This is a genomic window from Paramaledivibacter caminithermalis DSM 15212, assembly GCF_900142245.1.
In the GTDB taxonomy this organism is placed as follows: Bacteria; Bacillota; Clostridia; order Peptostreptococcales; family Caminicellaceae; genus Paramaledivibacter; species Paramaledivibacter caminithermalis.
Window position 1 is genome coordinate 82,198 of the sequence record NZ_FRAG01000005.1, and the last position, 26,248, is coordinate 108,445.

A 26,248-nucleotide genomic window follows, 5' to 3' on the forward strand; every position below is an offset into this window, starting at 1 on the left:
TGTCGATATATATATTAGAAAGAAAAAAACAGATGAAAGTATATTTTCTACAAAGTAGGAAAGAAGGTTAAATACTATGAATATTATTGCTTTGATATTGGCAGGAGGAACAGGTACAAGATTATGGCCCCTTAGTCGAAAAAATACACCAAAACAGTTATTAGCCCTTACGGGCAACAGAACATTGATACAAGAAACGTGTAGACGGTTGTGGACTGTAGTTACACCCGATAAACAGTGGATTATTACAAGTAAAGAACTTTACGACTCTGTTAAGCATCATATTAGACTTTTAAGAGAAGAATTTCATCAAGACAAATCAGAAGAAGAATACATTACTGTGATGCAAGAACCAATAGGTAAAAATACAGCTCCAGCTATATTTTGGGCTGCTCAAAGATGTCGACATATATATGGGGAAGATTCTATACTACTTGTAATGCCTTCGGATCATTTGATAGTTGGAGAAAATGAATTTATAGATACGTTAAAGGCAGGTATAGAAAAGGCTAAGGAAGGTTTTTTGGTTACATATGGCATAAAACCTTCACATCCTGAAACTGGATACGGATACATAAAAATAGAAAATAATAAAATAAAATCAAAAACACCCTATAAAGTGTTGAACTTTGTAGAGAAGCCAAATTATGAAAGGGCACAAAAATATATTGAAGAAGGAAACTACCTATGGAACAGTGGTATGTTCGCATTTCATGTTGGTACCTTGATAAAGGAAGGTTTAAATCTATGTCCTAACATTTCAAAACCCTTTAATGAATCTGATCCATTTAATTCATCACAAATTAATAACTCTTATATGAAGGCAGAAGCTAATTCTATTGACTATGCAGTTATGGAAAAAACAGATAAAGCTTTAGTGATACCAGCATCCTTTGGATGGAACGATGTTGGCACTTGGAAGAGCTTTTTTGATATAAGTGATAAGGATGAAAATGGTAATGTTATAACAGGAAATCATATTAATATTGATACAAAAAATAGCTTTGTATATGGACAGGAAAGATTAATCGCTACCGTTGGGATAGAAGATATGACAGTAATTGATACTCCTGATGCCTTGATGATTTGCCCTTTAGATCAAACTCAGCGGGTGAAGGAAATAGTTGAAAAGCTGAAGATCGAGAATAGCAAGACCCATATAGAACATAAAACAGTAAAACGTCCATGGGGTAAATATACTGTTATGGAGGAGGGATTAGGGTATAAAATCAAGAAAATTGTCGTTGAACCAGGTGAAAAACTGAGTATGCAAATGCACTATCATAGAAGTGAACACTGGATTGTGGTAAGAGGTTCAGCAAAAATAACAAATGGAGATAAAGAAATTATTATTCATGAGAATCAATCTACATATATTCCAAAAGCAACAGTGCATCGTCTTGAAAATCCAGGATCAATGTCACTAGAGATTATAGAAGTGCAATGTGGATTATATCTAGAAGAGGATGATATAGTAAGATTTGATGATGTATATGGAAGAAGGAGTAGTTAATTAAAAATATAAAAAATTTAACTATAGAGCATGTATGATAACACAAAAAAATAGGTGATAAAATGTTTAAAAATAAAACTATATTAGTCATAGGTGGAACAGGAACTATAGGAAAAGCATTAGTAAAAAAATTACTTACATTAAATGCTAAAGTAGTGAGAGTTTTAGGTAGAGATGAGTATAAGCAATACATTATGCAAGAGGAGCTAAGAGATTATAAAAATATAAGGTATTTTTTAGGAGATGTTCGTGATAAATACAGGTTAAGTAGAGCTATGCAGGATGTGGATATAGTATTTAATCTAGCAGCACTTAAACATGTTCCTGCTTGTGAATACAATCCCTTTGAAGCAGTAAAGACAAACGTCATAGGAACTCAGAATGTAATAGAATGTGCCATAGAAAATAATGTTGAAAAAGTAATATATACAAGCAGTGATAAAGCAGTATCCCCTACAAATACTATGGGAGCTACAAAACTTTTGGCAGAAAGGTTAATGGCAGCAGCTAATAATACAAAAGGAAGTAGGAAAACTGTGTTTGCTTCTGTAAGATTTGGTAATGTTATAGGGTCTAGGGGTTCTGTAGTACCTCTATGGGAAAAACAAATAATAGAGAAAAGAAAAATAACTATAACAAATCTAGATATGACTAGATTTATGATGTCGATAGATGAAGCAGTAAATCTTACATTAAAGGCAACGGAAATAGCAAAGGGTGGAGAAACCTTTGTCCTTAAGATGCCAGTAATAAAACTTTCTGATTTGGCTAATGTAGTTATTGAAAAAGTGTGTAGTAAACATAGATTAGAGAAAGATAATATAGGCATAGAAGTTATAGGTACAAGGGCAGGAGAAAAAATGTATGAAGAATTAATGACAGAAGATGAGGCATTAAATGTAGTAGAACTTGATGATATGTTTATTATGCAGCCTTTATATGAATCTAAGGATGATAATGGAAAGCATAATCAGGGTTATAATTCACATAATATAAATCCAATATCTAAAAAGGAAATTATGCAAATTTTAGAGTCATTGTAAATTATGTATTATTGTAGGAAGTGAAGAATATATGAATAAAAATCTAATAAAAAAACAAATAGAAAATTTTTGGAAGGAAACACTTAAAGATAACTACTTAATTAGTCAAATAGATTTTGAAAAAGATATAGATAAAGAGAAGACGGGAGATATGAATTATCATATTAGCAATGATGGATATATTAGATTTTATGGGAAAGTTCAAAAGGAATCTAATAAAAAAGATATAAAAAAAATAATCAATGATGATAAAATAGGCATGATAAATTTTACAAAAATTAAATTTAGAAACAGTAGATTGTTATGTATAGATGCCTTAGATATATATAATGATTTTCATTTGCTAATTTGTAACAAAGAATATCTAGAACAGCTAGAAAATCAGATTTTTGAACTTAACGAAGATGACAAATTTGAATTAGAGAAAATATTTGATTCAAATATTTATGGAACTTTATTTAAAATATTTGATACGGATATAGTGATAAAAAGTAAAGATAGTCTTAGAACCTATGAAACAAATTTATATGAAGATAGTTCAATAGAATTTGTAATGTTTGATTTAGAAAATAGTCAATTGATATTAATTAATACTAATGGTGAAAAAAAGCGAATTTATTTACCTATGAAATACGGTCAAGAGATTTTGCTTGTTTCTAATGGACTATCAGACGAACATATTAAAAATAATATAAAAATATGTACTGAAAGGGAAGGATATTTTTATTTTAGCAAATTAACTGATAGTTTATTGAAAAATATAGAAATTGCTATGTTATTTAAAGGAAGTTGTCATCTTGAATATTATGATTTTAAAAGAGACAAGTGGATAAAACATACACAAAAAATAATTAAAGCCAATAATGAATTGAAAATGAGAATTAAAATGACCTTAGGAGATACTTTGTACGGAGTATTTTTTCTAAAATCAAAACAAGAATTAGAAAAGCAATGGGAAAAGATAAAAATTTTTGATTTTAATAATGATATTGATGAAACAAAATCCGATATGTATGAGGTCGATTCAACAAAAGGAGTATTAGAATTTAAAATTGGTCAGCCAAAGGAAATTGGTATACAGGATTTTAGCAATATATTTGGTAATGCAACTGAAGAAAATGAGTTGATAAAGGTGAAGCCCTTTAAGAATTTAATTGATGAGAATAATGACTGGGGAGATATTCACTTTGATATAGAAGATTATGAAGTGTTTTATGTTAACTATAAACAAGTAAGAAATGGAGCTGTTTGTTTCAGTATAGACAATAAAGAGCCATATGAGTATTTATATAAAATTCAATTAGAAGCACAAAAGCATTTGTTAGAAAAACTTCTTGATATTGATTCTAAAAGATTTGAAATAGTTCATACAAAAGACTTTATATTTACTAAAAAGTGGACAGGTGTAAATGAAGACTTCACACTAATAAACCCTTATAGATACAATTTAGAGACATATAATACCATTTTTATAAACAAGAGTAGCAATTATTATGAGTTAAACAACATCAAAGTTAATACTTTTAATATAGAAGAATCATTAAATCATAAAAAAAATAATTTTAGAGTATTAACAATACAACCAAAAGGGGAATCAGAAGAACTTCTTATAAGAAAAATATTAGTTGGAAAAGAAAGAGGTTATATATACTTTAATCCCGTTAATGTTGATAAGAAAATAAAAATTATTAATAGCAATACTAAAAATGTAGTAATTGAATTTTACTGTAATGATACCGAAGAATGGATTGAAATTGAAAAAATAGGAAAGTACGATATTGATATTTTACACTTAAGAGCAAAAATGAAATCTAAAGATAAGATTTATAAATTGATTATTGTTAAAGATACACAATAGAATATAAATATTTTTATGTGGAATATAAGCGATGAAGAGATTAATAGACATGTTTATCTTATAGGAATTGAGCAAAATATGTTAAAACAGACCATTAGGAGATGATTTTATGAGAGTATTATTAACAAATCCACCATGGCATAATATAGAAAAAGAATCAGGATGGTTAGGAGTTAGGGCTGGATCAAGATGGCCACATACTTGGGATTATACAGGTAATATGATAAATCCATACCTACCCTTTCCGTTTTACTTGGCGACAGCTACTTCCTTTGCTAAACAACAAGGTTTTGATGCAAAAATAATTGATAGTATTGCACAAGGGCACACATATGAAGAATTTTATAATGAGTTTAAAAAGTTTTCTCCAGATATCCTAGTAATTGAAACTTCTACTCCAAGTTTAAACAATGATTTAAAAATTGCCAGAAAAATAAAAGAAATTAATAATAATGTGATAATTATCTTTTGTGGCATTCATAATGAAATTGAAGAGACTTCGTTCTTAGAAAAATATCAAAATATTGATTATACTGTTTATGGTGAATATGAATATCCTTTGATATGTCTGATGAAAGCATTAAAAAATAATCAAAGCTTTGATGATTTGTTTAATGTGACATATAGAGAAAAAAATGGAAAGGTTGTAAAAAAACCTAGAGGAGTATTGTATGATATTAATAAATTACCATGGCCTGAAAGAGATGAGCTTCCTAAGACATATCATGATGGTATCGCAGGAGATGAAAGGCCACAGCTACAAATAACAACATCGAGAGGATGTGTATTTAATTGTTTATTCTGTGCTTGGCCTCAAATTATGTATGGCAAAAGAATATATAGAAAAAGAGATCCTAGAGATGTAGTAGATGAGATATTATACAATCTTGAAAAATACCCTTATAAAAATATTTTTATAGACGATGATACATTTAATATTAGTAAAGAGCATGTATTAGAATTATGTAGATTATTTAAAGAAAATAACTTAGATAAATATCAGTGGGCAGCAATGGCAAGAGCAGATATCATAGATAAGGAAACCCTTTTAGCGTTAAAAGATGCTGGAATATATGCTATTAAATATGGAGTAGAATCTTTTGATGAACAAGTATTGAAAAACGCTGGAAAGAATATGAACATAAAAAAGAATATCGAAAATATTTTATTAACAAAAGAATTAGGAATAAAAGTGTACTTAACTTTTTGTCTAGGTCTTCCTGGTGATACTAAAGAAACTATTGAGAAAACCATAGATGAAGCTATGAAGCTTCCTTTTGATTTTGCCCAATTTTCTATTGCTACTCCGTATCCTGGAAGTAGAATGTACGAAATGTATGATAAGAAAGGGTGGATTATTAGTAACGATTGGGAAAAATATAATGGGTCAAGGTATTCAGTAATATCAACTGATACTTTAAATGCACAAGATTTAGAATACTATCATAAATTAGGCTGGGAAAGGTCTAGAATGAGGAATGTAACAAAGCATATAAACAGTAATGAATTTGAAGCAAAGATAAAAGAACATTTAGAAAAGCTAGACAGTAAAGATAAGGTTCTAGTTTTGCAATCAGCCAACATTCATTTAACGAAAGAGATAATTAGAAAAATTAGTAGTTTATGTACTAGTGAAATATATATTTTAACTCATGAGAAATTTAATGATGAATTCAAAGGATTAATCCCACAGGAAAGAATAAGTGATTTTAATGGTGCAGCACACTTTGATATTGAATTGATGAAAGAAGATTTAAGAGGATTAAAAGAAACGTACGACTATAAAACGGTAATTCTTCCTTATAGTAATGAGAAACGAATTGGATACGAAAATGTAGAGGAAGTAGCCAAATATTTTGATATTCCAATTATTGGAATAACTATAGCGGGAGATGTGTATTATGACGAAAATGAATAGAACTACATGGTTACTAACGGGTGGAAATGGATTTGTAGGAAGTAACCTTAAGAATAAATTACAAAATTTATTTCCAAATATTGATATATTATCACCTTCATCAAAAGAGTTAGATTTAAGAGATTTTAATGAGACTTTAAAATTTTTAGAAAAGAGCAAAGTAGAAGTAGTTATTCATTTAGCAGCAAATATGGCAGGGATTGGAGAATTAACTGAAAGACCACTAAAATATTTTGAAGATAATGTATTAATAAATTTCAATATAATTAGAACTTGTTTGATGACTAAAGTAAATAAATTTCTTACTCTTGGGTCTACATGTGGATTTTCAAGAAGTACCCCTATTCCAATGAAAGAAGAACATTTTTGGTGTGGAAAACCTGAAAATACTTATGGTACAGCAAAATTATTATTACTTGAACACTTGATGTCGCAATCAAAAATGGAATGGTTATATTTAGTTCCTGCGAATATCTATGGAGAAGGAGATCACTTTGACGAATTAAGGTCCCATGTTATACCTGCAACTATATTGAAGTTCGAAAATGCAAAAAGTGAAAAGAAAAGTTATATTAATGTATGGGGTGATGGTTCTCAAGTTCGTGATTTTATTTACATAGATGATCTAACCAGTATTATATGTGAATTTTTAAAGCTAAATAAATGGGAAGAAAGAATAGTAAATGTATCTACGGGAAAAGGAACTTCCATAAAAGAAATTGTATTTCATATTAGAAAATATATGGAACTAGAAGATATAAAAATCAATTGGCTTTTAGACAAACCAACTGGATTACCTATTAAAGTTATAGATAATGGTAAGTTAAGTAATATTATTAAGAATTATAAATTTATAACTATAGAAGAAGGATTAAAGAGTACTATTGAATGGTTTAATAATAAACAGAATATGTAAAACTGAGACAGACAGTTTATTGATGTTTCTTGAAAGAGAGGAAAAGACATGAAAGTACTAATGTTAGGACATCTCACTGCTGAATATATTTATGATAATTGGGTTGAAACTATAAAAAAAATGTATGATGTAACATTTATTGATCATTCTATGCTTTCAAATGTTAAACAAGGGGATTTTCAGTACATTGAAAAGTATGTGTATTCAGTGTTAAGAGAAGATAAATTTGACTATATTTTTGTATATTCAGATGGGATACATGGTCATTTAAGTGAAGATTTTTATAAAAATGTTCGAGCTAAGGGTATAAAGATATTAACTTTCCATGCTGATGATGAACCTAATAAGTGGTATCAAAGAAATAAAAAATATGATCATCGTTTTGATTTAATAGCATCTCATTCAAAACGAGGTACTAGTTTAAGAAAACAGTTGGGGTTTAATGACAAGGCTCTATATTTACCTTGGGGATATAAAAAAGAGCTTTTTTATAGAATTGATGGACAAAAAAAATACTATGATATTGTATATATAGGATGGAATAAAGATATCGATAGTAAATATATAGAAGACGGTCAAACGAGGCAGTATATACTTGTGAAATTATATGAATACTGCAAGAAAAATAATTTGATATTTAGAATATTTGGTTTTGGATGGGACAAACATCCTATTTTGAAAGAAATCTACGGAGGAAATCTTGATAAGCACAAAATGACAGAAGAATACAATAAAGCTAAAATTGTGTTTAATCCAGGATATTCAGCCGATGATAGTATAACTTCTTATCAAACTAAATTAAGACATTTTGAAGTTGCTGGAAGTGGAGTGTTTCAACTTTGCAATTATAACCCAGAACTTGAAGAAATATTTAAAGGTAGTATTGCGTTTTACAATAATGAGGAGGATTTATTTGAAAAGATTGAGATATTTTTAAATAATGAAAAGCTAAGAAAAGAAATGGAAGATAAAATGTACGAAATAGCTAAAAACAGCTGTACTATGGAACATAGGGTTGAAAAGTTATTTAATGAAATGAATAAGCTTTATCCTGTAGATATAAAGAAAGAAATAAAAAAACCTAATATTATACAAGTTTATCTAAATGATTTTAGTCAGGTAAAATTTGAGTTGGATTCATTATGCAATAATCCCCAAAAATATAATAACTACGATGCAGTACATTTCATAGCAGGTGATTTTGATATTAGAAATATAGATTATAGCACGATTATGCCTTTACTTAGAGAATTTAACATACCATTAATTTCAGTAGATACTTTTGTACAAGTAAAAAATTTAGCTCATACCAATTATCATAGAGGAGCATCAAGTATTGTAGGTATTTGCTTAAAAAACAGCGAGCCGATAATAGACCATATAGATTATGAAGAATATTTTGGTAAAGACATAATTGCTTTTAAGAATGAAGCTTATTTTAGACCTCTAATTAATTACTTAGTTAAACCTAAATATGCTAAAGATTTTTTAACATATTACATAAATAATGATTTTAATTCATTAGATAAATTAGATTGTATATATTCAGGTAAGATTATAAATGATATTTGCTTAAAAGAAGAGATAAAAGATATAAATGTTGAAAGCTTATATATAAAAAAATTAAAAAAAATATTGGATAATAGAAAGTATTATAATCATAAAATAGCTATTTATGGTGCAAAAGGGCATATGGCTGAAGAAGTTCAAAAACTTTTATCTAATTATCAACACTTAAAGATAGTTGGATTTATTGATAGAGATTTAGCAGGAAAAACACTTAGATATAGTAGCGATAAAAATGAAAGAGTTGAAGATATATTTTATAATGTATATAGTTACGATGATATAAAGGTAATCCAACCTGATATAATCATTATTGCAGCTGCATATTCAGGACCTAAAATATATGAAATTATTAAGCATCTTGAAACAAATACGATTATATTACCATTATATGATATAAATGATCCTATATGGAGCATATTAATATGATTATTTCCATGCAAGCATAGGAGGAGAAAAACTTGAAAAAGAAAGCGTTAATTTTTGGAATAACTGGGCAAGATGGTTCTTATCTTGCAGAATTTTTACTGGATAAAGGATATGAAGTACATGGAATGATTAGAAGATGTTCATCCTTTAATACAGGAAGAATAGAACATTTGTATTTAAAAGACTTAATAGAAGATTTACATTTTGAGAGACAAATTTATCTTCACTATGGAGATATTACGGACTCCACTAATGTAATAAAATTAATACAACAAATTGCACCTGATGAAATTTATAATCTATCAGCACAATCTCATGTCAAAGTTTCTTTTGAACTTCCAGAATATACTGCTGAGGTTGATGCTATTGGGACGCTGAGAATATTAGAAGCTGTCAGGATATTAGGCTTGGAAAAGAAAACAAAGATATATCAGGCTTCAACATCGGAATTGTATGGAAAAGTTCAAGAAGTTCCACAGAACGAAGATACACCTTTTTATCCAAGAAGTCCATATGGGGTAGCTAAGCTATATGGTTTTTGGATTATAAAAAATTATAGAGAAGCTTACAATATGTTTGCAGTAAACGGCATACTTTTCAATCATGAATCTGAACGTAGAGGAGAAACTTTTGTAACAAGAAAGATTACTCTTGCAGCCTCTAGAATTGCAAAAGGATATCAGAAAAGATTGTATCTTGGAAATTTAGATGCAAAAAGAGACTGGGGATATGCAAAAGATTATGTGGAATGTATGTGGTTGATGCTACAGCAGAATAAGCCTGAGGATTATGTAATTGCTACAGGTGAAATGCATACCGTAAGAGAATTTTGCACATTAGCATTTAAAGAAGCAGGGTTAGAGCTAATCTGGAAGGGAAAGGGTGTAGATGAAAAGGGAATAAATAAAAAGACAGGTGAGGTTTTAGTAGAAGTAGATCCAAAATATTTTAGACCGACAGAGGTAGAACAGCTCTTAGGAGATCCAACGAAAGCAAAAGAAAAATTAAAGTGGAATCCAACAAAAACATCCTTTGAAGAATTAGTAAAAATTATGATGAAACACGATTTGGAATTTGTTGAAAAAGAATACAATTATAAAATGAGATAGAGATATTATCTATGATATTTAATCTAAAGGAAGTGAAAATTATGGAGGCAGATAGTGTTGTAAGCACTTTAGTAAAAACATATTCCTCGGAATACAATGATAGAATATTTAGCATAAAGAGTTTAGATTATAGTGACAATGATAGAATTGTTATAATGGGAGCTTCAGCTACTGGGGAAAAGGCTTTTAAATACTTACAAGATAAAAATGTAAAAGTTAGTTATTTTACAGATAACGATAATAGCAAGTGGGGTAACATATTTTGTGGTTTGGAAGTAATACCTCCAAATGATTTGAATTGTTTTAAAGAAGAAATTACAATTGTTATTGCATGTAGTAATTTTCATGGCATTTGGAGCATAGCTAATCAAATATTAAGTAATCATAATATTAAAAAAATATATGTTTACGATATTTTTTTATTGAATAAAATATCTCATTTATCTAGTATAAAATTTGCTTTTGATTATTTTACTGCTTTTGACATTATTAATCCAAATAAATACTATACAGATTCTTTTTTTCAAACATTAAGAGAAACCCCTGTTGTACTTTTCGGGGTTAATGAAGAAGGAAAAATGGCTTTGGATTTTTTTACTGCTATGAACATAGATGTAAAGTACTTCATAGATAATCATAAGGAAAGATGGGATAGTGAGTTTTGTGGAAAAAAAATTATTTCAATTGAAGAAGCAACTAAATTAGGAGAAGATTTAACTATAATTATTTGTGAACCAAATAGTGAAGATAAAATTGAAAAATTTAATGTAGTTGTAAATTTAGAGCAATATATTGATGGATATAAAAGCAGAAAATTTTTTTGTTTTAAAGATTTACTTACAGGCGATTATGCAAGATTCAATTTTAAATATTTTTATGATAATGCTAGTTATTTAGAATCGTTGATGGATATATTGGTAGATAAAAAATCAAAAAAAGTTTTAGCAAATATTATTAAGGCAAGGCTAACATATGATTTTAGTTTTTATAAAGAAGCATTAGATTTAGAATCTTTAAGATTTAAAAATTTAGAATTCAATGACAGTTATTTTTACAGCAATATACTACAATTATCAGAAAACGAAACTTTTATTGATGTTGGTGCAAGCTGGGGAGATACAACACTTTCTTTTATTAATAGTGTGAATTATAAATTTAAGAAAGTCCATATATTTGAACCAGATAATGAAAGTGCTGAAATAATAACTAGTATAATAAGTGGAAATTTATCTAAAAAAGAAAATGAAATATTAGAAACGTTCAATGTTTTAAGTATTGCAGACAATATTGTGAAAAAGAAATTGGAGTCCCAAATTGTATTACATAAATTAGGACTATACAGTAAAAATGCTGTTTTAAAATTCAATGGAGATAAAGGCCCTCAGTCGGCAATTAATAATGATGGAAATATTGAGATAAAGGTCGTTAGGTTAGATGATTATTTAAAAGATGAAGAAGTAACCCTTATAAAGATGGATATAGAAGGGGCAGAAATGGATGCGTTAAGAGGTGCTGAAAATATAATTAAAAAATATAAGCCTAAACTTGCCATATCTGTTTATCATAGGGATGATGATTTATGGAAAATTCCATTATACTTAAAGTCATTAGTTCCTGAATACAAATTATATCTAAGACATTATTCATCATATTCAGCAGAAACTGTTTGCTATGCTACATTATAAATATAATAAAACTTGAAATTAAGGATATTCCATTTCTTTTATAAAAATTGGAATCCAAATATAGAAAGGAGTACCAACTTGAAAATACTATTATCTAATCCACCGTGGCATGATATAAAAAATGAATCGGGCTGGATTGGAGTAAGAGCTGGATCAAGATGGCCCCATACCTTAGAATATATGGGAAGCATGATAAGTCCATACTTACCTTTTCCATTTTATCTAGCAACTGCATATTCTTTGATAAAAAAAGAAGGTCTAAATGTAAGTATACTCGATAGTATAGCACTTGGACAAACATATAATGAGTTTTATAATAGCTTTAAGGAATATAAACCTGATATTTTAGTAATGGAGACATCAACTCCAAGCCTATATAATGATTTAATAATAGCTAGTACTATAAAAAAAATAAGTAATGGAAAAACGAAAATAATTTTTTGTGGAATTCATAATGAGCTTGAGAGCATAAATTTTTTGAAAGAATATGGGGATGTGGATTTCACAGTATATGGTGAATATGAATATCCCTTAGTTAAATTATTAAATGCTATCAAACAAGAAGCAGGATTCAGGGATTTAACAAATATTACTTATAGAAAAGAAAACGGGAAAATTGAGAAAAAGGAAAGAGGAAAGCTGGTTGATATTGATAAAATGCAGTGGCCAGAGAGAAGCAAACTGCCTAAAGTGTATTCCGATTCTTTTTGTGGACTAGATGCACCTCAGTTACAAGTGCATACAAGTAGAGGATGTACATATGGCTGTATATTTTGTGCTTGGCCACAGATTATGTATGGAGGATCTCAATATAGAAGAAGAAAGCCAGAGGATGTAATAAATGAAATATTGTTCAATCTTAAAAAATTTCCTTATAAAAGTATAAATATTGATGATGATACTTTTAATATTAATAAAGATCACGTTTTGGAATTTTGTAGATTGTTTAAGAAAAATGGATTAGATAAAATAAGATGGGGAACAATGGGAAGAGCAGATTTAATGGATAGAGAAATGCTTTTGGCTCTAAAGGATGCGGGATTATATGCAATAAAATATGGTGTAGAAACCCTTGATGAAAATGTTTTGAAAAATATTGGCAAAAACATGAATCTTCAAAAAAATATAGAAAATATTAGGTTAACTAAGGAACTAGGAATAAAGGTACATCTTACTTTTTGCTTAGGATTGCCTGGTGATACTAAGGAAACTATTGAAAAAACTATAGATGAAGCTATGAAACTTCCATTTGATACTATTCAATTTTCAATTGCTACTCCTTATCCAGGTTGTAAGATGTATGAAATTTATGATAAAAATAAATGGATAATAACAAAAGAATGGGATAAATATAATGGTTCTGCATCTTCGATAATTTCAACAGATAATTTAAGTGCAAAAGAATTAGAGGAGTATTATAAAATTGCTGTACAACGATCTAAAGAAAAGCATGTTATAGAAAATATAAATACTCCAGAATTCAAGAGAAAATTCAAGTTGATCTTTAGCAAGCATAATAAAAAGGATAAGGTAATAATATTTCAATCAGCAATTATCTCTTTGACTAAAGAGATAATTAGACAAGCTAAGGATATGGATATAGACATTCATGTTTTAAGTAATAGAGCATATAGTGAAGAGTTTTTCCAACTAATTCCTCAAAATAAAATACATATTTTTCGAAAGGGAATGAATTTTAATTTTCAAAATATGAGATTGCAAATTAGTGAACTACAAGCCTTATATAATTTTAAAAAAGTTATTATACCCTATAGTAATTCTGACTGTATAGGGTACGATAATGTCCATGAAGTGGCTAATGCTTTTAATACTGAAATACTCAGAGTTACAAAGGATGGAAATATTATTGAAAGTGAGAGATAAAGTTGTTAGACAGAGTATATCCTAAAATTACAATAATTACAATATGTTTAAACCGAGAAAAAACTATAGAACAAACAATAAAAAGCGTGTTAAGTCAAAGTTATAAAAATATCGAATATATAATAGTCGATGGTGCTTCTACTGATGGCACCATCGACATTATAAATAGATATAAAGAAAAGATAGATATAATTATTTCGGAACCAGATGATGGAATAAGCGATGCCTATAACAAGGCTTTAAAATATGCTACAGGAGATATAATATATTTCTTAAGTGCTGATGATTATCTATATGAGGATGATATAATTTTTAAAGTAGCAAAAGTCTTTAGTGAAAAAGATTTGGATTTTATACATGGAAAAGTATTAGAAATAAACGAAGAAAGCGGGTTTAGCTTTGTAAATGGTCATAAAATGACTATGGATGATTTTAAAAGGGGAGAATGTACCCATCATCAAGGATTTTTTGCCAAGAAGCATTTGTTTGATAAATATGATAATTTTGATAATAATTTTAAAATAATTCCAGATGTGGATTTTATGATAAAGTGTTTTAATGACAGGGAGAATAGATATATTTTTTTTGATGAAATAGTAGCTGTTTATAGGTGGGGTATAGGGGTCAGTTCTTCACCTAAAACTATTGCTAAAAGAGAAAAGGAACATAAATATATATTATATAAAAACTTTAATATAATCGATGTTGAAAATGAAGTACAAAGAGAAACAGTTAGAGAGTTTTATAAGACTTGGCTTGAAAAAATCCTTTTGCAGGATAGAGGAATAACTAGTATTTTAAAAGAATATGGAGTAAGAAATATAGCTATATTTGGCACAAGACATACAGGCAAATACTTATTAAGTGATTGTAAAAAAGAGGGTTTTAATGTAGTTGCATTTTTAGATAATAATGAAAATATGCAAGGTAAAGAAATAGAAGGAATAAAAATATATTCACCAAAGTGGATATTAGAAAATAGAAAAAAAGTTGATACAATAATTGTTTCCATCGAAAATAATGCCGATATTATAGTTATAAATCAATTAAAAGAGTTAATAGGTCATGAAAAGATTAAAATTTTATCTTGGAAAGAGCTTATAGGAATTTAAGTAAAGACTTTAATTTATACATATCCAAAACGCCCAGAAACGTTGCGTATTTGTACATGTATAAATTAAGTTTTACTATGTAAATCCTATATAGTAAAGTAAAGGAGATAAAAATATGTTATATCCTTTAGTAAGTATAGTATCCCTTTGTTGGAATAGAAAAGATGATATGTATGAGAGTCTAAAGAGGATAAGGGAAATAGAATATGAAAATTTAGAGGTAATAGTAGTAGATAATGATTCTACTGATGGAACTATTGAAATGATAGAAAGAGAGTTTCCAGAGGTTAAATTGATAAAAATGTATAAAAACCTGGGAATAGAAGCCTATAATGTAGGTTTTAAAAACGCTAAAGGTAAATATATAGTCATAATAGATGATGATTCTTTTCCTAAGAAAGACGCTATTAAGAAGATGGTAGAAAAATTTGAAAAAGATGAAAGTTTAGGAATAGTAGCCTTTGATGTGAGGAACTTTTACAAGTATGATGACATAAAGAAGACTGATTATGAAGAAAAGAATGGAGTAGAAGAAAGAGAGTATTTGATGTCCTTTAATGGTGCAGGAGCAGGTATTAGGAAAGATTTATTTGAGAAAGTGGGATTTTATCCAGAGGAATTTTTCTTATATTTTAATGAACCCGATGTAGCAATAAAGGTATTGGATTTGGGATATAAAATAAAATATTTTTCTGATATAGTTAGTTATCATAAATTTTCTCCGAAAAACCGGGTTTCATGGAGAGCGCCTTTTTATTATACTAGAAATGCTTTTTGGTTTATATGGAAAAATTATCCTATGAAATTAGCATTAAAAACAACAATAAAGTTAGTCTATAGTTGTTTCTATTACTCCCTTGAACAAAAAACTAATATATATTTGAAGGCTATGTTTTCTGCCTTTAAAGATATTAACCGAATAAAAGGAAAGAGGAAACCTGTAAGATTGGAGATAGCAGAAAATTTGAGAATTCCTTTCTATTTGTCTTTTACTTTCTATAGATAAAGAGAATATAAGGAGATTGACTATGAAAAAACTTTTAATTATTCGTTCAATAAGCTTTCAGCAATTGGATATGAATATTATTGAGATTAAAAATAAGTTTCCTAATCACGAAATTTACTTACTTACCCATGAACACGGTGTTTCTTTGGCTGAAAAATATAAAGATATCGATAGAATTATAGTATACGACTATAAGGAATCCTTTAAATATAGAAATAAAGTAGAGAGTATAAGACATGAAGTGTTTGATGCTGTCATAGTGCCTGTTAATAATATTAGTGGGTTAGGATTTTATAATGTTCTTCTATATTCATTGTCTATAAAAGCTAAAAAAAGATATTTATGTAATCTTATTTCAGATATTAAAGAGATATCTGCTTTTAGTATTTTAAGTTTAGGTTTAAAGAACTTGATTTACTCATTTTTCTCTTTTGTACTAACTCTGATAAGCACGTTATTTTTAATATTGTTTTTACCTTTGAAATTGATTCAGATTGAAAGACAGTGATGGAGTAATTATTATATAAGTTATAAAAAATTGTAATTAGGAGAGTATTAGTTTTATGTTTAATTATCTAATCGTTGGTTGTGGATTATCTGGTGTTACTTGTGCTAGGCTTCTAGCTGAAAAAGGAAAAAAGGTATTAATTGTTGAGAAAAGGAATCATATAGCAGGTAATGCATATGATTTTTATAATAATGATGGTATTTTAGTTCATAAATATGGACCCCATATCTTTCATACTAGATTCAAGGAAGTTTGGGATTTTCTTTCTAGATTTACACAGTGGAGATTATATCAGCATAGGGTATTAACCTATATAGATGGGAAATTAGTTCCTATGCCTATAAATATTGACACTATAAATATACTCTACGGTACAGGTTATAATTCCTTAACTATACATGATTTTTATGATAAAGTAAAAAGAAAAGATATAAATATTCAAAATGCAAGGGATATGGTTATAAGTAAGGTTGGAGAAGAACTTTACGAAAAGTTTTTTAAAGGATATACAAAAAAGCAGTGGGATTTATATCCTGAAGAGTTAGATAAAGAGGTTACAGCCAGAATACCTATAAGATACAATAGAGATGACAGATACTTTTCGGATAAATATCAGGGAATTCCACTTTACGGCTATACAGAAATGATTAAGAACATGCTTGACCATGAAAATATCAGTGTGCTTCTACAAACCGATTATAAAGACATACAAGATGAAATAAAATATGACAGGATGATTTATACAGGACCTATAGACTATTTCTTTGATTTTGTTTTCGGAAAGCTTCCCTATAGGTCATTAAGATTTGAAGAAGAAACCTTGAATATGGAATATTATCAAAAAGTAGCTACTATAAATTATCCAAATGATTATGACTTTACTAGAATAACAGAATTTAAACATTTAACAGGACAGAAAAGTAATAAAACTACAATAATGAAAGAGTATGCAAAATCAGAGGGTGAACCATATTATCCTATTCCTACACAGGAAAACAAGGAGTTATATGATTTATATAAAAGAGAAGCTAAAATACTTGATGGGGTATATTTCATAGGAAGACTTGGAAAGTACAAATATACTAATATGGACGTAGTTGTAAAGGAAGCTATGGAACTTATTGATGAAATAGAATAATATAAAGAAGGAGAGCCGATAATATGCTCAAACAAAAAGTAGCTATAGTTACAGGTGGCAGTAAGGGTTTAGGACGAGCTATTGTAGAAAATTTTGCAAATAATGGCTGTAAAATTGTTTTTACATATTTAAATAGTGAAGATGATGCAAACAAGCTTTGTGAAAGATATAAGGGAAACGTTTTTGCCATCAAAGCCGATGCCAGTGATTATGATAAAGCCTTTGAGGTTGTTGAAAAAACAATAGAGAAATTTGGCAAGGTGGATATTCTAGTAAATAATGTTGGACTAGCAAAGGACAAGCCAATATGGAAGTTAGAAAAGAAGGGCTGGGATTTCACCTTGAATCATACCCTTAATCCTTGCTTTTATTATACTAGAGCAGTTGTTAATGAGATGATAAAAAATAGATATGGAAAAATAATAAATATAGGTTCTATAAATGGTCTTAGGGGCAGAGAAGGAAGTGTGGGATATTCGTCAGCTAAGGCGGCAATAGTAGGATTTACTAAAACAATTGCAAAGGAACTTGGAGATTATAATATAACTGCCAATGTAGTTGCACCAGGTTATATAGATACCGATGGTCAAGCAAATACTAGTCAGATTGTTAAGAAGGTAGTATTAAATGAATGTAGTATTAGAAGGTTAACTAAACCATATGAAGTTGCAGAATTGGTAGCCTTTTTAGCAAGTGATAAAGCTAATAATATAACAGGAGAAATCATAAAGATAGATTGTGGCCAATATATTTGAAGGGAGAAGGATAATGAAGGTTGTTGCCATAATACAAGCCAGAATGGGGTCTAATAGATTACCAGGAAAGGTTTTAAAGAAAATATGTGATATACCTGTTGTTATACATGTAGTTAATAGGGTTAAACAGTGTAGAAGCATTGAAGATATAATAGTTGCAACTTCAATAAAAAAGGAAAATGATGAGTTAGTAGATTTACTAAAAAAAGAAAATATTAAGTTTTTTAGAGGTAGTGAAGATGATGTTTTAGGTAGATTTTATAGAGCTGCAAAGGAAAATAAAGCAGATATTATCCTAAGGGTTACCAGTGACAATCCTCTTATTGATTATGGACTTTTAGATGGATTAGTGGAAAAGCTGTTAGAAGATAACCTAGATTATTGCTGTAATGATAAATACCCTATAGGAAGTAGCGGAGAAGCCTTTACTTTTGAAGCCTTGAAAAAGGCCTTTGAAAATGCTGAAAAGCAGTACGATAGAGAACATGTTACACCCTATATAAAAAAGCACAAAGAAATTTTTAAACAAGACATAATATCTAATTATAAAGACCTTTCAAATGTACGAATCACCCTAGATACAATAGAAGATTATCAGTTTATATCGAAAATTTATGAGAATTTATTTGATAAATATCCCTATTTCACCACTGAAGATATTATAACCTTTTTAGAAAGCAAGGGAATGATAAAATGAAAAAATTAGTTTTAGGTACAGTACAACTAGGGCTAGATTACGGAATAAACAATAAAAAAGGAAAGCCTTCATTAGAAGAAGCCTATTCTATTTTAGATATGGCATATCAAAACGATATTAGTATACTTGATACTGCTGCAGCCTATGGTGATTCAGAAGAAATCATAGGTAAGTATATGAAAGATACAAATAGAAGGTTTAAAATAGCAACTAAGCTTAAACCTTTGAAAAAACATAAAAATATTGAAAGTATAATAGAAAGTGAGATTAAAGATTCTTTACGTAGATTAAATGTTTCATCAATAGATTATTATTATTTACATAATTTCAAAGATGTTTTTGAAAATCCAAGTATTCTTAATATATTAGATAGATTTAAGGACAAGGGATTAATAAAAAAAGCAGGTATATCAATATATGATACAGAAGAATTAGATTACATAATAAATAACTTAAGTGGACTTATAGATATAGTTCAGATACCTTTTAATATATTTGATTTAAGATGGATAAATAGTGGTTTATTGGATAAAGCCAAAAAAACTGGATTAATGATATTTGCAAGAAGTATTTATTTACAAGGACTTATTTTTTGTGACAAAGAAACAGCCGATAAAATTCATCCAAAGCTATATGGACATATAACAAAATTACAGAAGTTTTGTGAAGTAAATAATATATCATTAGATCAAGCAGCCATGGGGTTTGCGAAACAGCAAGGGGAAATAGATTATATTATCATAGGTTGTGATACTCAAGAACATATAATTAATGGAGTTAAGAACTTTAATTCTCAAAAAATAGAATTAGAAAAGAAACTTTATAATTTTGCATTTGATAATTTTAAAAATATAGATAAGGTTATTATTGACCCAAGGTTATGGGCTAAAGTATAATATTAGTTCTATATTAAAGGAATTGGAGCTGATAAAATGAGCCATAAATTTATACCCTATGGCAGACAATACATAGATGAAGAAGATATCAATGCCGTAATAGATGTTCTTAAGAGTGATTTTTTAACTACAGGACCTAAGATAAGAGAATTTGAAGATGTACTAGCAAACTATGTTGGTGCAAAATATGCTGTAGCTATATCCAACGGTACTGCCGCATTACATGCTGCTTGCTTTGCTGCTGATATTAAAGAAGGAGATGAGGTTATAACGAGTCCTATAACTTTTGCAGCATCAGCTAATGCAGTTTTATACTGTGGAGGAAAACCGATATTTGCAGATATAAATCCTAAAACATATAATATTGACCCAGAGGATATTAAAAGAAAGATAACTGACAAAACAAAGGCAATCATACCAGTTCACTATACGGGTCAACCCTGTGATATGGATAAAATATTACAAATAGCAGATGAAAATGGTTTAATAGTCATAGAAGATGGCGCCCATGCACTTGGAGGAGAGTATAAGGATAAAAAAATCGGAAGCATTGGAGATATGACTACCTTTAGCTTTCATCCTGTAAAGCATATAACAACGGGAGAAGGTGGAGCAATAACTACCAATAATAAAGAGCTTTATGAAAGACTTATAATGTTTAGAACTCATGGAATAACTAGAGATAGTGATAAACTGATAAATGACGATACACCTTGGTATTATGAACAGCATTATTTAGGATTTAATTATAGAATGACAGATATTCAAGCTACACTAGGTATTAGTCAAATGAAAAAGGTAAATGCTTTTTTAAAAAAGAGAAGAGAGATTGCCGAAATATATAACGAAGAACTAAGAAGTATTGATGGAGTAGTTATACCACATCAGCTGGAAAATACAAATTCAGCTTGGCATTTATATGTTATAAAGCTAGAACTTGAAAAAATAAAGATTGGGAGAAGAAAAATATTTGAGGAACTTAGAAAAAGAAATATAGGTGTTAATGTACATTATATTCCAGTATATTATCATCCATACTATCAAGATTTAGGATATAGCAAAGGGTTATGTCCTAATGCAGAAAAACTTTATGAAGCTATAATAACATTACCATTATATCCTATGATGACAAAAGATGACATAAAGTATATAGTAAATTCATTAAAGGAAATTGTCGATATATAGAGTAGACTAATATCTACTCTATTTTACTATCTATTTCTTAAGAGGAAGTGATTAATTTGAATATATTAGTAACAGGTGGAGCTGGATTTATTGGGAGATGGGTAACAAAGAGGCTTTTAGATGATGGACACAAAGTTTGGATTATAGATGATTTATCTAATGGAAGAAAAGAAAATATAGAAGAATTTTTAAATAGAGAGAATTTTATCGAGTTTGTTCATGGAGACATAAAGGATATAAATACATTGGAAAAGCTTTTTGAGAATAAACTTGATATTTGCTACCATTTAGGAGCTAGTATAAATGTTCAGGATAGTATAGATGATCCTAGTACCACATTTGACAATGATGTGGTGGGAACCTTTAATGTATTGGAGAAATGTAGAAAATATAATACAAAGATAGTATTTATGAGTACCTGTATGGTCTATGACAAGGCTGAGGATGAAACGGGAATAGCAGAAAAGCATCCAACTAAGCCTGCTTCTCCCTACGCTGGAAGCAAAATATCAGGAGAAAACATGGTTTTATCCTATTGGTATACCTATGGCTTGCCAGCGGTGGTAATAAGGCCCTTTAATACCTATGGACCTTTTCAAAAAACTGGTGGAGAAGGGGGAGTAGTAGCCATATTTATTAAAAGAAATCTAGAGGGTAAAACCTTAAATATCTATGGAGATGGAACACAGACAAGAGATTTACTATATGTTGAAGATTGTGCTAGATTTGTTGTTGAGGCTGGATATAGTAAAAAAATTAACGGAGAAATTATTAATGCAGGACTTGGAAAAGATATAACCATCAATGACCTTGCATTACTTATTGCTGATTCAAAGAAGCAAATAAAACATGTTCCTCATATCCACCCTCAAAGCGAAATAAAAAAGCTTTTATGCAACTATTCCAAGGCAAAGAGATTACTTGGATGGGAACCTAAGGTTAGCTTAGAAGAAGGCATAGAAAGAACGAAGGAATGGATAAAAGAAAATTGGGGGTTGGTTTAAAATACTTAATCCCAAAAACGAGGTGTTGCTATGAATAAAGTTATAAAGCTTAAAAATAAATTTATTGGTGATGGACGGCCTGTTTATATAATTGCAGAGATGTCAGCAAATCATGGAGGAGATTTCAATAGGGCTAAGGAAATAATACATGCCGCTAAGGAAGCAGGTGCTGATTGTATAAAGGTGCAGACCTATACTGCTGATACAATAACTATTGACTGTGATAAGGAGTATTTTCAGATAAAAAAAGGAACTTGGGCTGGAGAAAATTTATATAAATTATATCAAAAGGCATATACTCCATGGCAGTGGCAAGCTGAGCTTAAGAGTGAAGCTGAAAGGATAGGTATAGATTTCCTATCGACTCCCTTTGATAAGACTGCTGTAGATTTTTTGGAGGATATAGGATTAGAGTTTTATAAAATAGCTTCCTTTGAGGTTATAGATATACCTTTAATTAAATACGTGGCATCAAAGGGCAAGCCAATTATTATGTCTACTGGAATGGCTACACTTAAAGAAATAAAAGAGGCAGTAAATGTTATAAAAGGACAAGGAAATAATAATCTATGTTTATTAAAGTGTTCCAGTGCATACCCAGCAATTCCTGACGATATGAATTTAAAAACCATAAATAATCTAAAAGAAATCTTTAATATACCTATTGGACTTTCCGATCATTCCATGGGTTTTATTGGTGCGGTAACAGCAGTAGCTTTAGGTGCTAAGGTTATTGAAAAACATTTTTGTTTGAGTAGAGAAATAAAAACTCCTGATTCTTCTTTTTCAATGGAACCAGATGAATTTAAAGAAATGGTTAAAAATATTAGATTAGCTGAAAGGGCTATAGGAAAGGTTAATTATGATATATCTCCTAATGAAGAGGTAAGTAGGAAACATAGAAAATCTATATTTATTGTAAAAGATATAAAAAAAGGGGAAAAATTTACTGAGGAAAATATTAGAGTCATAAGACCTGCTCAAGGGCTATTGCCTAAGTATTATGATGATATTCTAGGAAAATATGCTTCAATGGATATTGAAAGGGGTACGCCTTTAGATTGGGATATGATTTTAAATAATAATCAATAAGTTGATCTGCAAAACAGAAAATTTTATTTATTAGTTTGGCAGATTGATTAAAAATTAAAAAGGTGATGCTTATGAATAAAAAAATAACATTCATTGATATCACGAAAAGTGATAATGATATAAAGCAGCAATTAAGGTATTGGAGAAATCAAGAATTTATAAGAAAAAATATGTTTAATCAGGATATTATATCAAAGGAAGACCATGAAAAATTTCTTAGAAAATTAGAGGAAGATGATTCCACTAAGGTATTTTTAACCTTTTATGATAATAGACCATTTGGAGTTTTGAACTATCATTTAAGAGAAGAAGACAGTTTAGAGTTTGGGTATTATCTGATAGACGAAAAGCATATAAGTAGTGGATTGGGTGCTGTATTGGAATATGTTTTACTAAATCATGCTTTTTATAATTTAAAAGTCAAAAAAGTATATTGTAGGACATTGACATATAATAAGAAGGTTATTAATTTACACAAAAAGTTTGGTTTTATTGTCCAAAAGACATTAAAAAATATTATCAAAAGAGATGGCAAGTCTTTAGATGCGTGTATGCAGGTGATTTATCCCGAGATATGGGAGAAGCAAAGGACAAAAATTAAAAAGATAATTAAATATATAATTCCTTTAGATGATATTGGTATATTAAAGGTGGAGGGAAAATAATGGATAAGCTACTAGAGATTTTTTCAGATATTTTAGAAATAGATATACACGAAGATGATTTAGAGCTAACAAAAGAAGAAATTGAAGAATGGGATTCTCTTGCCCAAATTCAAATTATTGCAGAGATAGAAGAACAATTTGGAGTAAGTATTCCCTTTGAAGAGATAGAAACAATTAATAAATTAGGAGATTTTTTAAAATATATTGGAAAGTAAACTGGAGTGATAGATATGAAAATTTCACTGCTTTCAAACATAAATATAGATTTACTTGCAAAAAAACTAAGAAGGGATTATGAAGTTTATAAGCCTGAAGGATATGGGGTTTGGGTTCAGGAGATGTTAAATAAAAACTCTGGACTAAATAATTATAATCCTGATATAGTTTTTATCCTTCTTGATGGAGATGAGCTTATCAATAAGGACTTAGATATTGTATACATTAGAAAAGAGATAGATACTAATATAGGATATATTGAAAACTATATAAAGAATAATATTAAGACCCATGTATTTGTAAATAATTTAGATTTATCTATTAATAAAGTACAAAGTATAAAGGATATTAGGGTAGAAAGAATAATACAAAGTTATTGGTACGAAAAGCTATGGGATTTAAATAATAAGTATGGAAATTTTTATATATTTGATATAAAGACATTGATTGAGTCCATTGGTAGAAATGAGTTTTATTCTAAAAAATTATGGTATCTTGGGGGAATAAAGTTTTCTTCCAAAGGCGATAAGCTTATTAAAAAAGAAATTGATAGGTGTGTAGGGGCTTTTAAAGGGCAGAGAAAGAAGTGTCTAATATTAGATTTAGATAATACCCTATGGGGTGGGATAATAGGTGAAGATGGGATGGATAGAATTATCCTATCGGAACATAAAGAGGGAGCCAGATATAAGGATTTTCAAAAGAGGCTTAAAGAAATAAAGAACACAGGTGTAATTTTAGCGGTAGTATCTAAAAATAATTATGATGATGCTTTAGAAGTATTTAAAAATCATAAGCATATGATTTTAAATGAAGAAGATTTTGTTTTGATGAAGATAAACTGGAAGTCAAAGGCAGAGAATATTAGAGAAATAGCTGAAGAGTTAAATATTGGACTGGATTCATTGGTATTTATTGATGATAATCCCGTTGAAAGGGAAAGCATCAAATCACAAATACCAGAGGTAGTTGTTCCAGAGTTTCCCGATGATACGGCTGAACTTGAGAAATTTATAATAGATATTTATAATGATTATTTTTTAAGTATTAAAGCTACCGAAGAAGATAAGAAAAAAACGAATATGTATAAGCAGAATTTTAATAGGGAAAAGGAAATGAAAAGCACAGCTTCCTTTGAAGAATTTTTAAAAAATCTTAATACAAAGATTAAAATTTGGAAGGCAAAGGAAGATGATATTGAGAGAGCAGCACAATTAACTCAGAAAACAAATCAATTTAATTTGACCACTAAAAGATACTTAGAATCTGACATAGACAGATTTATTAGTTCCGATAAATACGATGTTTATATAGCCTCTATAGAAGATAAATTTGGAGATAATGGTAAGGTTTCTTTGATTATAATAGAAAAAAATGATGATAAGACAGTCAAGATAGATACATTTTTAATGAGTTGTAGAGTTATGGGAAGATTTATAGAAGAACAGATTATAGATTTTATTGAAGATAAATACAAGAGAAAAGGTTATGAGAAAATAATCTCTTACTATTATCCAACAAGAAAAAATAAACCTGTAGAGACCTTATTTGAAGACTTAGGATATATTTTAGTTGACAAAGATAAATATGGGAATAAAAGTTATGAGCTTTTATTAGATAAAATTAATAATGAAAGAAAAAAATATGGAGAGCTGATGGAATTATGAAAATACATCATATAGGTTATGCGGTGAAAGATATTGATTTTTCTATCAATCAGTTTAAAAAAATAGGATATAAAATGCATAAAGACAAAGTTATAGATGATAATAGAAAAGTAATTATTCAATTTATGAAAAATAATAGCTACATGATAGAGTTAATTTCACCATTAGATAAAGATTCACCAATAAACAATATTATAAAAAAAGTAGGTAGTGGGCCTTATCATATTTGTTATGAGACAAATGATATTGAGAAAGAAATAGATATTTTATTGAAAGATAAATATATATTGATTGAAAAGCCAAGTAAAGCCATTGCAATAGAAAATAGGATAGTAGCTTTTTTATTTAATAAGGATATAGGTATCATAGAACTAGTTGAAATTTAG

General features: G+C 28.9%; 23 protein-coding genes. All 23 read left to right on the forward strand.

The genetic code is table 11. The annotated features are described in order from the left end of the window. Window positions 1-76: 76 nt before the first annotated feature. On the forward strand, window positions 77-1,513 hold the full coding sequence (locus tag BUB36_RS03275; RefSeq protein ID WP_207550747.1) for a mannose-1-phosphate guanylyltransferase/mannose-6-phosphate isomerase: 1,437 nt from the start codon (window positions 77-79) through the stop codon (window positions 1,511-1,513). 62 nt (window positions 1,514-1,575) lie between these two features. Then, a complete protein-coding gene (locus tag BUB36_RS03280) occupies window positions 1,576-2,556 on the forward strand; it encodes a UDP-N-acetylglucosamine 4,6-dehydratase family protein (protein ID WP_073146960.1) in 981 nt (326 codons plus the stop codon). 31 nt (window positions 2,557-2,587) lie between these two features. Then, window positions 2,588-4,414, forward strand: coding sequence for a hypothetical protein (locus BUB36_RS03285; protein ID WP_073146961.1), 1,827 nt, complete (start codon window positions 2,588-2,590; stop codon window positions 4,412-4,414). A gap of 109 nt (window positions 4,415-4,523) precedes the next feature. Then, window positions 4,524-6,332: a B12-binding domain-containing radical SAM protein gene (locus BUB36_RS03290; protein WP_073146962.1), complete on the forward strand. Its 1,809-nt coding sequence runs from the start codon at window positions 4,524-4,526 to the stop codon at window positions 6,330-6,332. Beyond that, window positions 6,316-7,248, forward strand: a complete 933-nt coding sequence (locus tag BUB36_RS03295) for an NAD-dependent epimerase/dehydratase family protein (RefSeq protein ID WP_073146963.1) — start codon at window positions 6,316-6,318, stop codon at window positions 7,246-7,248. The genes BUB36_RS03290 and BUB36_RS03295 overlap by 17 nt, the downstream gene beginning before the upstream one ends. A gap of 48 nt (window positions 7,249-7,296) precedes the next feature. Then, a complete protein-coding gene (locus tag BUB36_RS03300) occupies window positions 7,297-9,243 on the forward strand; it encodes a glycosyltransferase family protein (RefSeq protein WP_073146964.1) in 1,947 nt (648 codons plus the stop codon). Between the two features lie 32 nt (window positions 9,244-9,275). Continuing rightward, entirely contained in the window at window positions 9,276-10,352 is a 1,077-nt protein-coding gene (gmd, locus tag BUB36_RS03305; RefSeq protein WP_073146965.1) for a GDP-mannose 4,6-dehydratase, read from the forward strand. 41 nt (window positions 10,353-10,393) lie between these two features. Then, entirely contained in the window at window positions 10,394-12,037 is a 1,644-nt protein-coding gene (locus tag BUB36_RS03310; RefSeq protein ID WP_073146966.1) for an FkbM family methyltransferase, read from the forward strand. A 78-nt stretch (window positions 12,038-12,115) separates the two neighbouring features. Then, the gene (locus BUB36_RS03315; RefSeq protein WP_073146967.1) at window positions 12,116-13,921 is read left to right on the forward strand and encodes a B12-binding domain-containing radical SAM protein; all 1,806 of its coding nucleotides are present in this window, start codon (window positions 12,116-12,118) and stop codon (window positions 13,919-13,921) included. 2 nt (window positions 13,922-13,923) lie between these two features. Further along, entirely contained in the window at window positions 13,924-15,033 is a 1,110-nt protein-coding gene (locus tag BUB36_RS03320) for a glycosyltransferase (protein ID WP_073146969.1), read from the forward strand. Between the two features lie 115 nt (window positions 15,034-15,148). After that, window positions 15,149-16,039, forward strand: coding sequence for a glycosyltransferase family 2 protein (locus BUB36_RS03325; protein WP_073146971.1), 891 nt, complete (start codon window positions 15,149-15,151; stop codon window positions 16,037-16,039). Window positions 16,040-16,061: 22 nt separating this feature from the next. Then, window positions 16,062-16,547 (forward strand): glycosyltransferase family 9 protein, encoded by a 486-nt coding sequence (locus BUB36_RS03330; protein ID WP_073146973.1) that lies wholly within the window; start codon window positions 16,062-16,064, stop codon window positions 16,545-16,547. Between the two features lie 55 nt (window positions 16,548-16,602). Next, window positions 16,603-17,685, forward strand: coding sequence for a UDP-galactopyranose mutase (gene glf / locus BUB36_RS03335; RefSeq protein ID WP_073146975.1), 1,083 nt, complete (start codon window positions 16,603-16,605; stop codon window positions 17,683-17,685). A gap of 23 nt (window positions 17,686-17,708) precedes the next feature. Continuing rightward, window positions 17,709-18,440: an SDR family oxidoreductase gene (locus BUB36_RS03340; RefSeq protein WP_073146977.1), complete on the forward strand. Its 732-nt coding sequence runs from the start codon at window positions 17,709-17,711 to the stop codon at window positions 18,438-18,440. 13 nt (window positions 18,441-18,453) lie between these two features. Continuing rightward, entirely contained in the window at window positions 18,454-19,137 is a 684-nt protein-coding gene (locus BUB36_RS03345) for a cytidylyltransferase domain-containing protein (protein ID WP_073146979.1), read from the forward strand. Beyond that, window positions 19,134-20,033 (forward strand): aldo/keto reductase, encoded by a 900-nt coding sequence (locus BUB36_RS03350; protein ID WP_073146981.1) that lies wholly within the window; start codon window positions 19,134-19,136, stop codon window positions 20,031-20,033. The genes BUB36_RS03345 and BUB36_RS03350 overlap by 4 nt, the downstream gene beginning before the upstream one ends. A 36-nt stretch (window positions 20,034-20,069) precedes the next feature. Next, complete coding sequence (gene pseC, locus BUB36_RS03355) at window positions 20,070-21,218, forward strand: UDP-4-amino-4,6-dideoxy-N-acetyl-beta-L-altrosamine transaminase (protein WP_073146983.1); 1,149 nt, start codon at window positions 20,070-20,072, stop codon at window positions 21,216-21,218. Window positions 21,219-21,274: 56 nt separating this feature from the next. After that, window positions 21,275-22,222: a dTDP-glucose 4,6-dehydratase gene (locus BUB36_RS03360; protein ID WP_073146985.1), complete on the forward strand. Its 948-nt coding sequence runs from the start codon at window positions 21,275-21,277 to the stop codon at window positions 22,220-22,222. 30 nt (window positions 22,223-22,252) lie between these two features. After that, entirely contained in the window at window positions 22,253-23,314 is a 1,062-nt protein-coding gene (pseI, locus tag BUB36_RS03365; protein WP_073146987.1) for a pseudaminic acid synthase, read from the forward strand. Between the two features lie 71 nt (window positions 23,315-23,385). Continuing rightward, window positions 23,386-23,979 (forward strand): UDP-4-amino-4,6-dideoxy-N-acetyl-beta-L-altrosamine N-acetyltransferase, encoded by a 594-nt coding sequence (gene pseH, locus BUB36_RS03370; RefSeq protein WP_165613016.1) that lies wholly within the window; start codon window positions 23,386-23,388, stop codon window positions 23,977-23,979. Continuing rightward, window positions 23,979-24,194: an acyl carrier protein gene (locus tag BUB36_RS03375; protein ID WP_073146991.1), complete on the forward strand. Its 216-nt coding sequence runs from the start codon at window positions 23,979-23,981 to the stop codon at window positions 24,192-24,194. The genes pseH and BUB36_RS03375 overlap by 1 nt, the downstream gene beginning before the upstream one ends. A gap of 15 nt (window positions 24,195-24,209) precedes the next feature. After that, complete coding sequence (locus BUB36_RS03380; protein WP_073146993.1) at window positions 24,210-25,862, forward strand: HAD-IIIC family phosphatase; 1,653 nt, start codon at window positions 24,210-24,212, stop codon at window positions 25,860-25,862. Continuing rightward, entirely contained in the window at window positions 25,859-26,248 is a 390-nt protein-coding gene (locus BUB36_RS03385) for a VOC family protein (RefSeq protein ID WP_073146995.1), read from the forward strand. The genes BUB36_RS03380 and BUB36_RS03385 overlap by 4 nt, the downstream gene beginning before the upstream one ends.

Excerpts from the sequence above, each read along its gene's own strand:
- pseH (WP_165613016.1), top strand. The coding sequence starts at position 23,386 with ATGAATAAAAAAATAACATTCATTGATATCACGAAAAGTGATAATGAT.
- BUB36_RS03385 (WP_073146995.1), top strand. The coding sequence starts at position 25,859 with ATGAAAATACATCATATAGGTTATGCGGTGAAAGATATTGATTTTTCT.
- BUB36_RS03310 (WP_073146966.1), top strand. The coding sequence starts at position 10,394 with ATGGAGGCAGATAGTGTTGTAAGCACTTTAGTAAAAACATATTCCTCG.
- BUB36_RS03285 (WP_073146961.1), top strand. The coding sequence starts at position 2,588 with ATGAATAAAAATCTAATAAAAAAACAAATAGAAAATTTTTGGAAGGAA.
- BUB36_RS03380 (WP_073146993.1), top strand. The coding sequence starts at position 24,210 with ATGAAAATTTCACTGCTTTCAAACATAAATATAGATTTACTTGCAAAA.
- BUB36_RS03290 (WP_073146962.1), top strand. The coding sequence starts at position 4,524 with ATGAGAGTATTATTAACAAATCCACCATGGCATAATATAGAAAAAGAA.
- BUB36_RS03340 (WP_073146977.1), top strand. The coding sequence starts at position 17,709 with ATGCTCAAACAAAAAGTAGCTATAGTTACAGGTGGCAGTAAGGGTTTA.
- BUB36_RS03300 (WP_073146964.1), top strand. The coding sequence starts at position 7,297 with ATGAAAGTACTAATGTTAGGACATCTCACTGCTGAATATATTTATGAT.
- BUB36_RS03330 (WP_073146973.1), top strand. The coding sequence starts at position 16,062 with ATGAAAAAACTTTTAATTATTCGTTCAATAAGCTTTCAGCAATTGGAT.
- BUB36_RS03375 (WP_073146991.1), top strand. The coding sequence starts at position 23,979 with ATGGATAAGCTACTAGAGATTTTTTCAGATATTTTAGAAATAGATATA.
- glf (WP_073146975.1), top strand. The coding sequence starts at position 16,603 with ATGTTTAATTATCTAATCGTTGGTTGTGGATTATCTGGTGTTACTTGT.
- pseI (WP_073146987.1), top strand. The coding sequence starts at position 22,253 with ATGAATAAAGTTATAAAGCTTAAAAATAAATTTATTGGTGATGGACGG.
- BUB36_RS03325 (WP_073146971.1), top strand. The coding sequence starts at position 15,149 with ATGTTATATCCTTTAGTAAGTATAGTATCCCTTTGTTGGAATAGAAAA.
- pseC (WP_073146983.1), top strand. The coding sequence starts at position 20,070 with ATGAGCCATAAATTTATACCCTATGGCAGACAATACATAGATGAAGAA.
- BUB36_RS03350 (WP_073146981.1), top strand. The coding sequence starts at position 19,134 with ATGAAAAAATTAGTTTTAGGTACAGTACAACTAGGGCTAGATTACGGA.
- BUB36_RS03345 (WP_073146979.1), top strand. The coding sequence starts at position 18,454 with ATGAAGGTTGTTGCCATAATACAAGCCAGAATGGGGTCTAATAGATTA.
- BUB36_RS03280 (WP_073146960.1), top strand. The coding sequence starts at position 1,576 with ATGTTTAAAAATAAAACTATATTAGTCATAGGTGGAACAGGAACTATA.
- BUB36_RS03275 (WP_207550747.1), top strand. The coding sequence starts at position 77 with ATGAATATTATTGCTTTGATATTGGCAGGAGGAACAGGTACAAGATTA.
- BUB36_RS03295 (WP_073146963.1), top strand. The coding sequence starts at position 6,316 with ATGACGAAAATGAATAGAACTACATGGTTACTAACGGGTGGAAATGGA.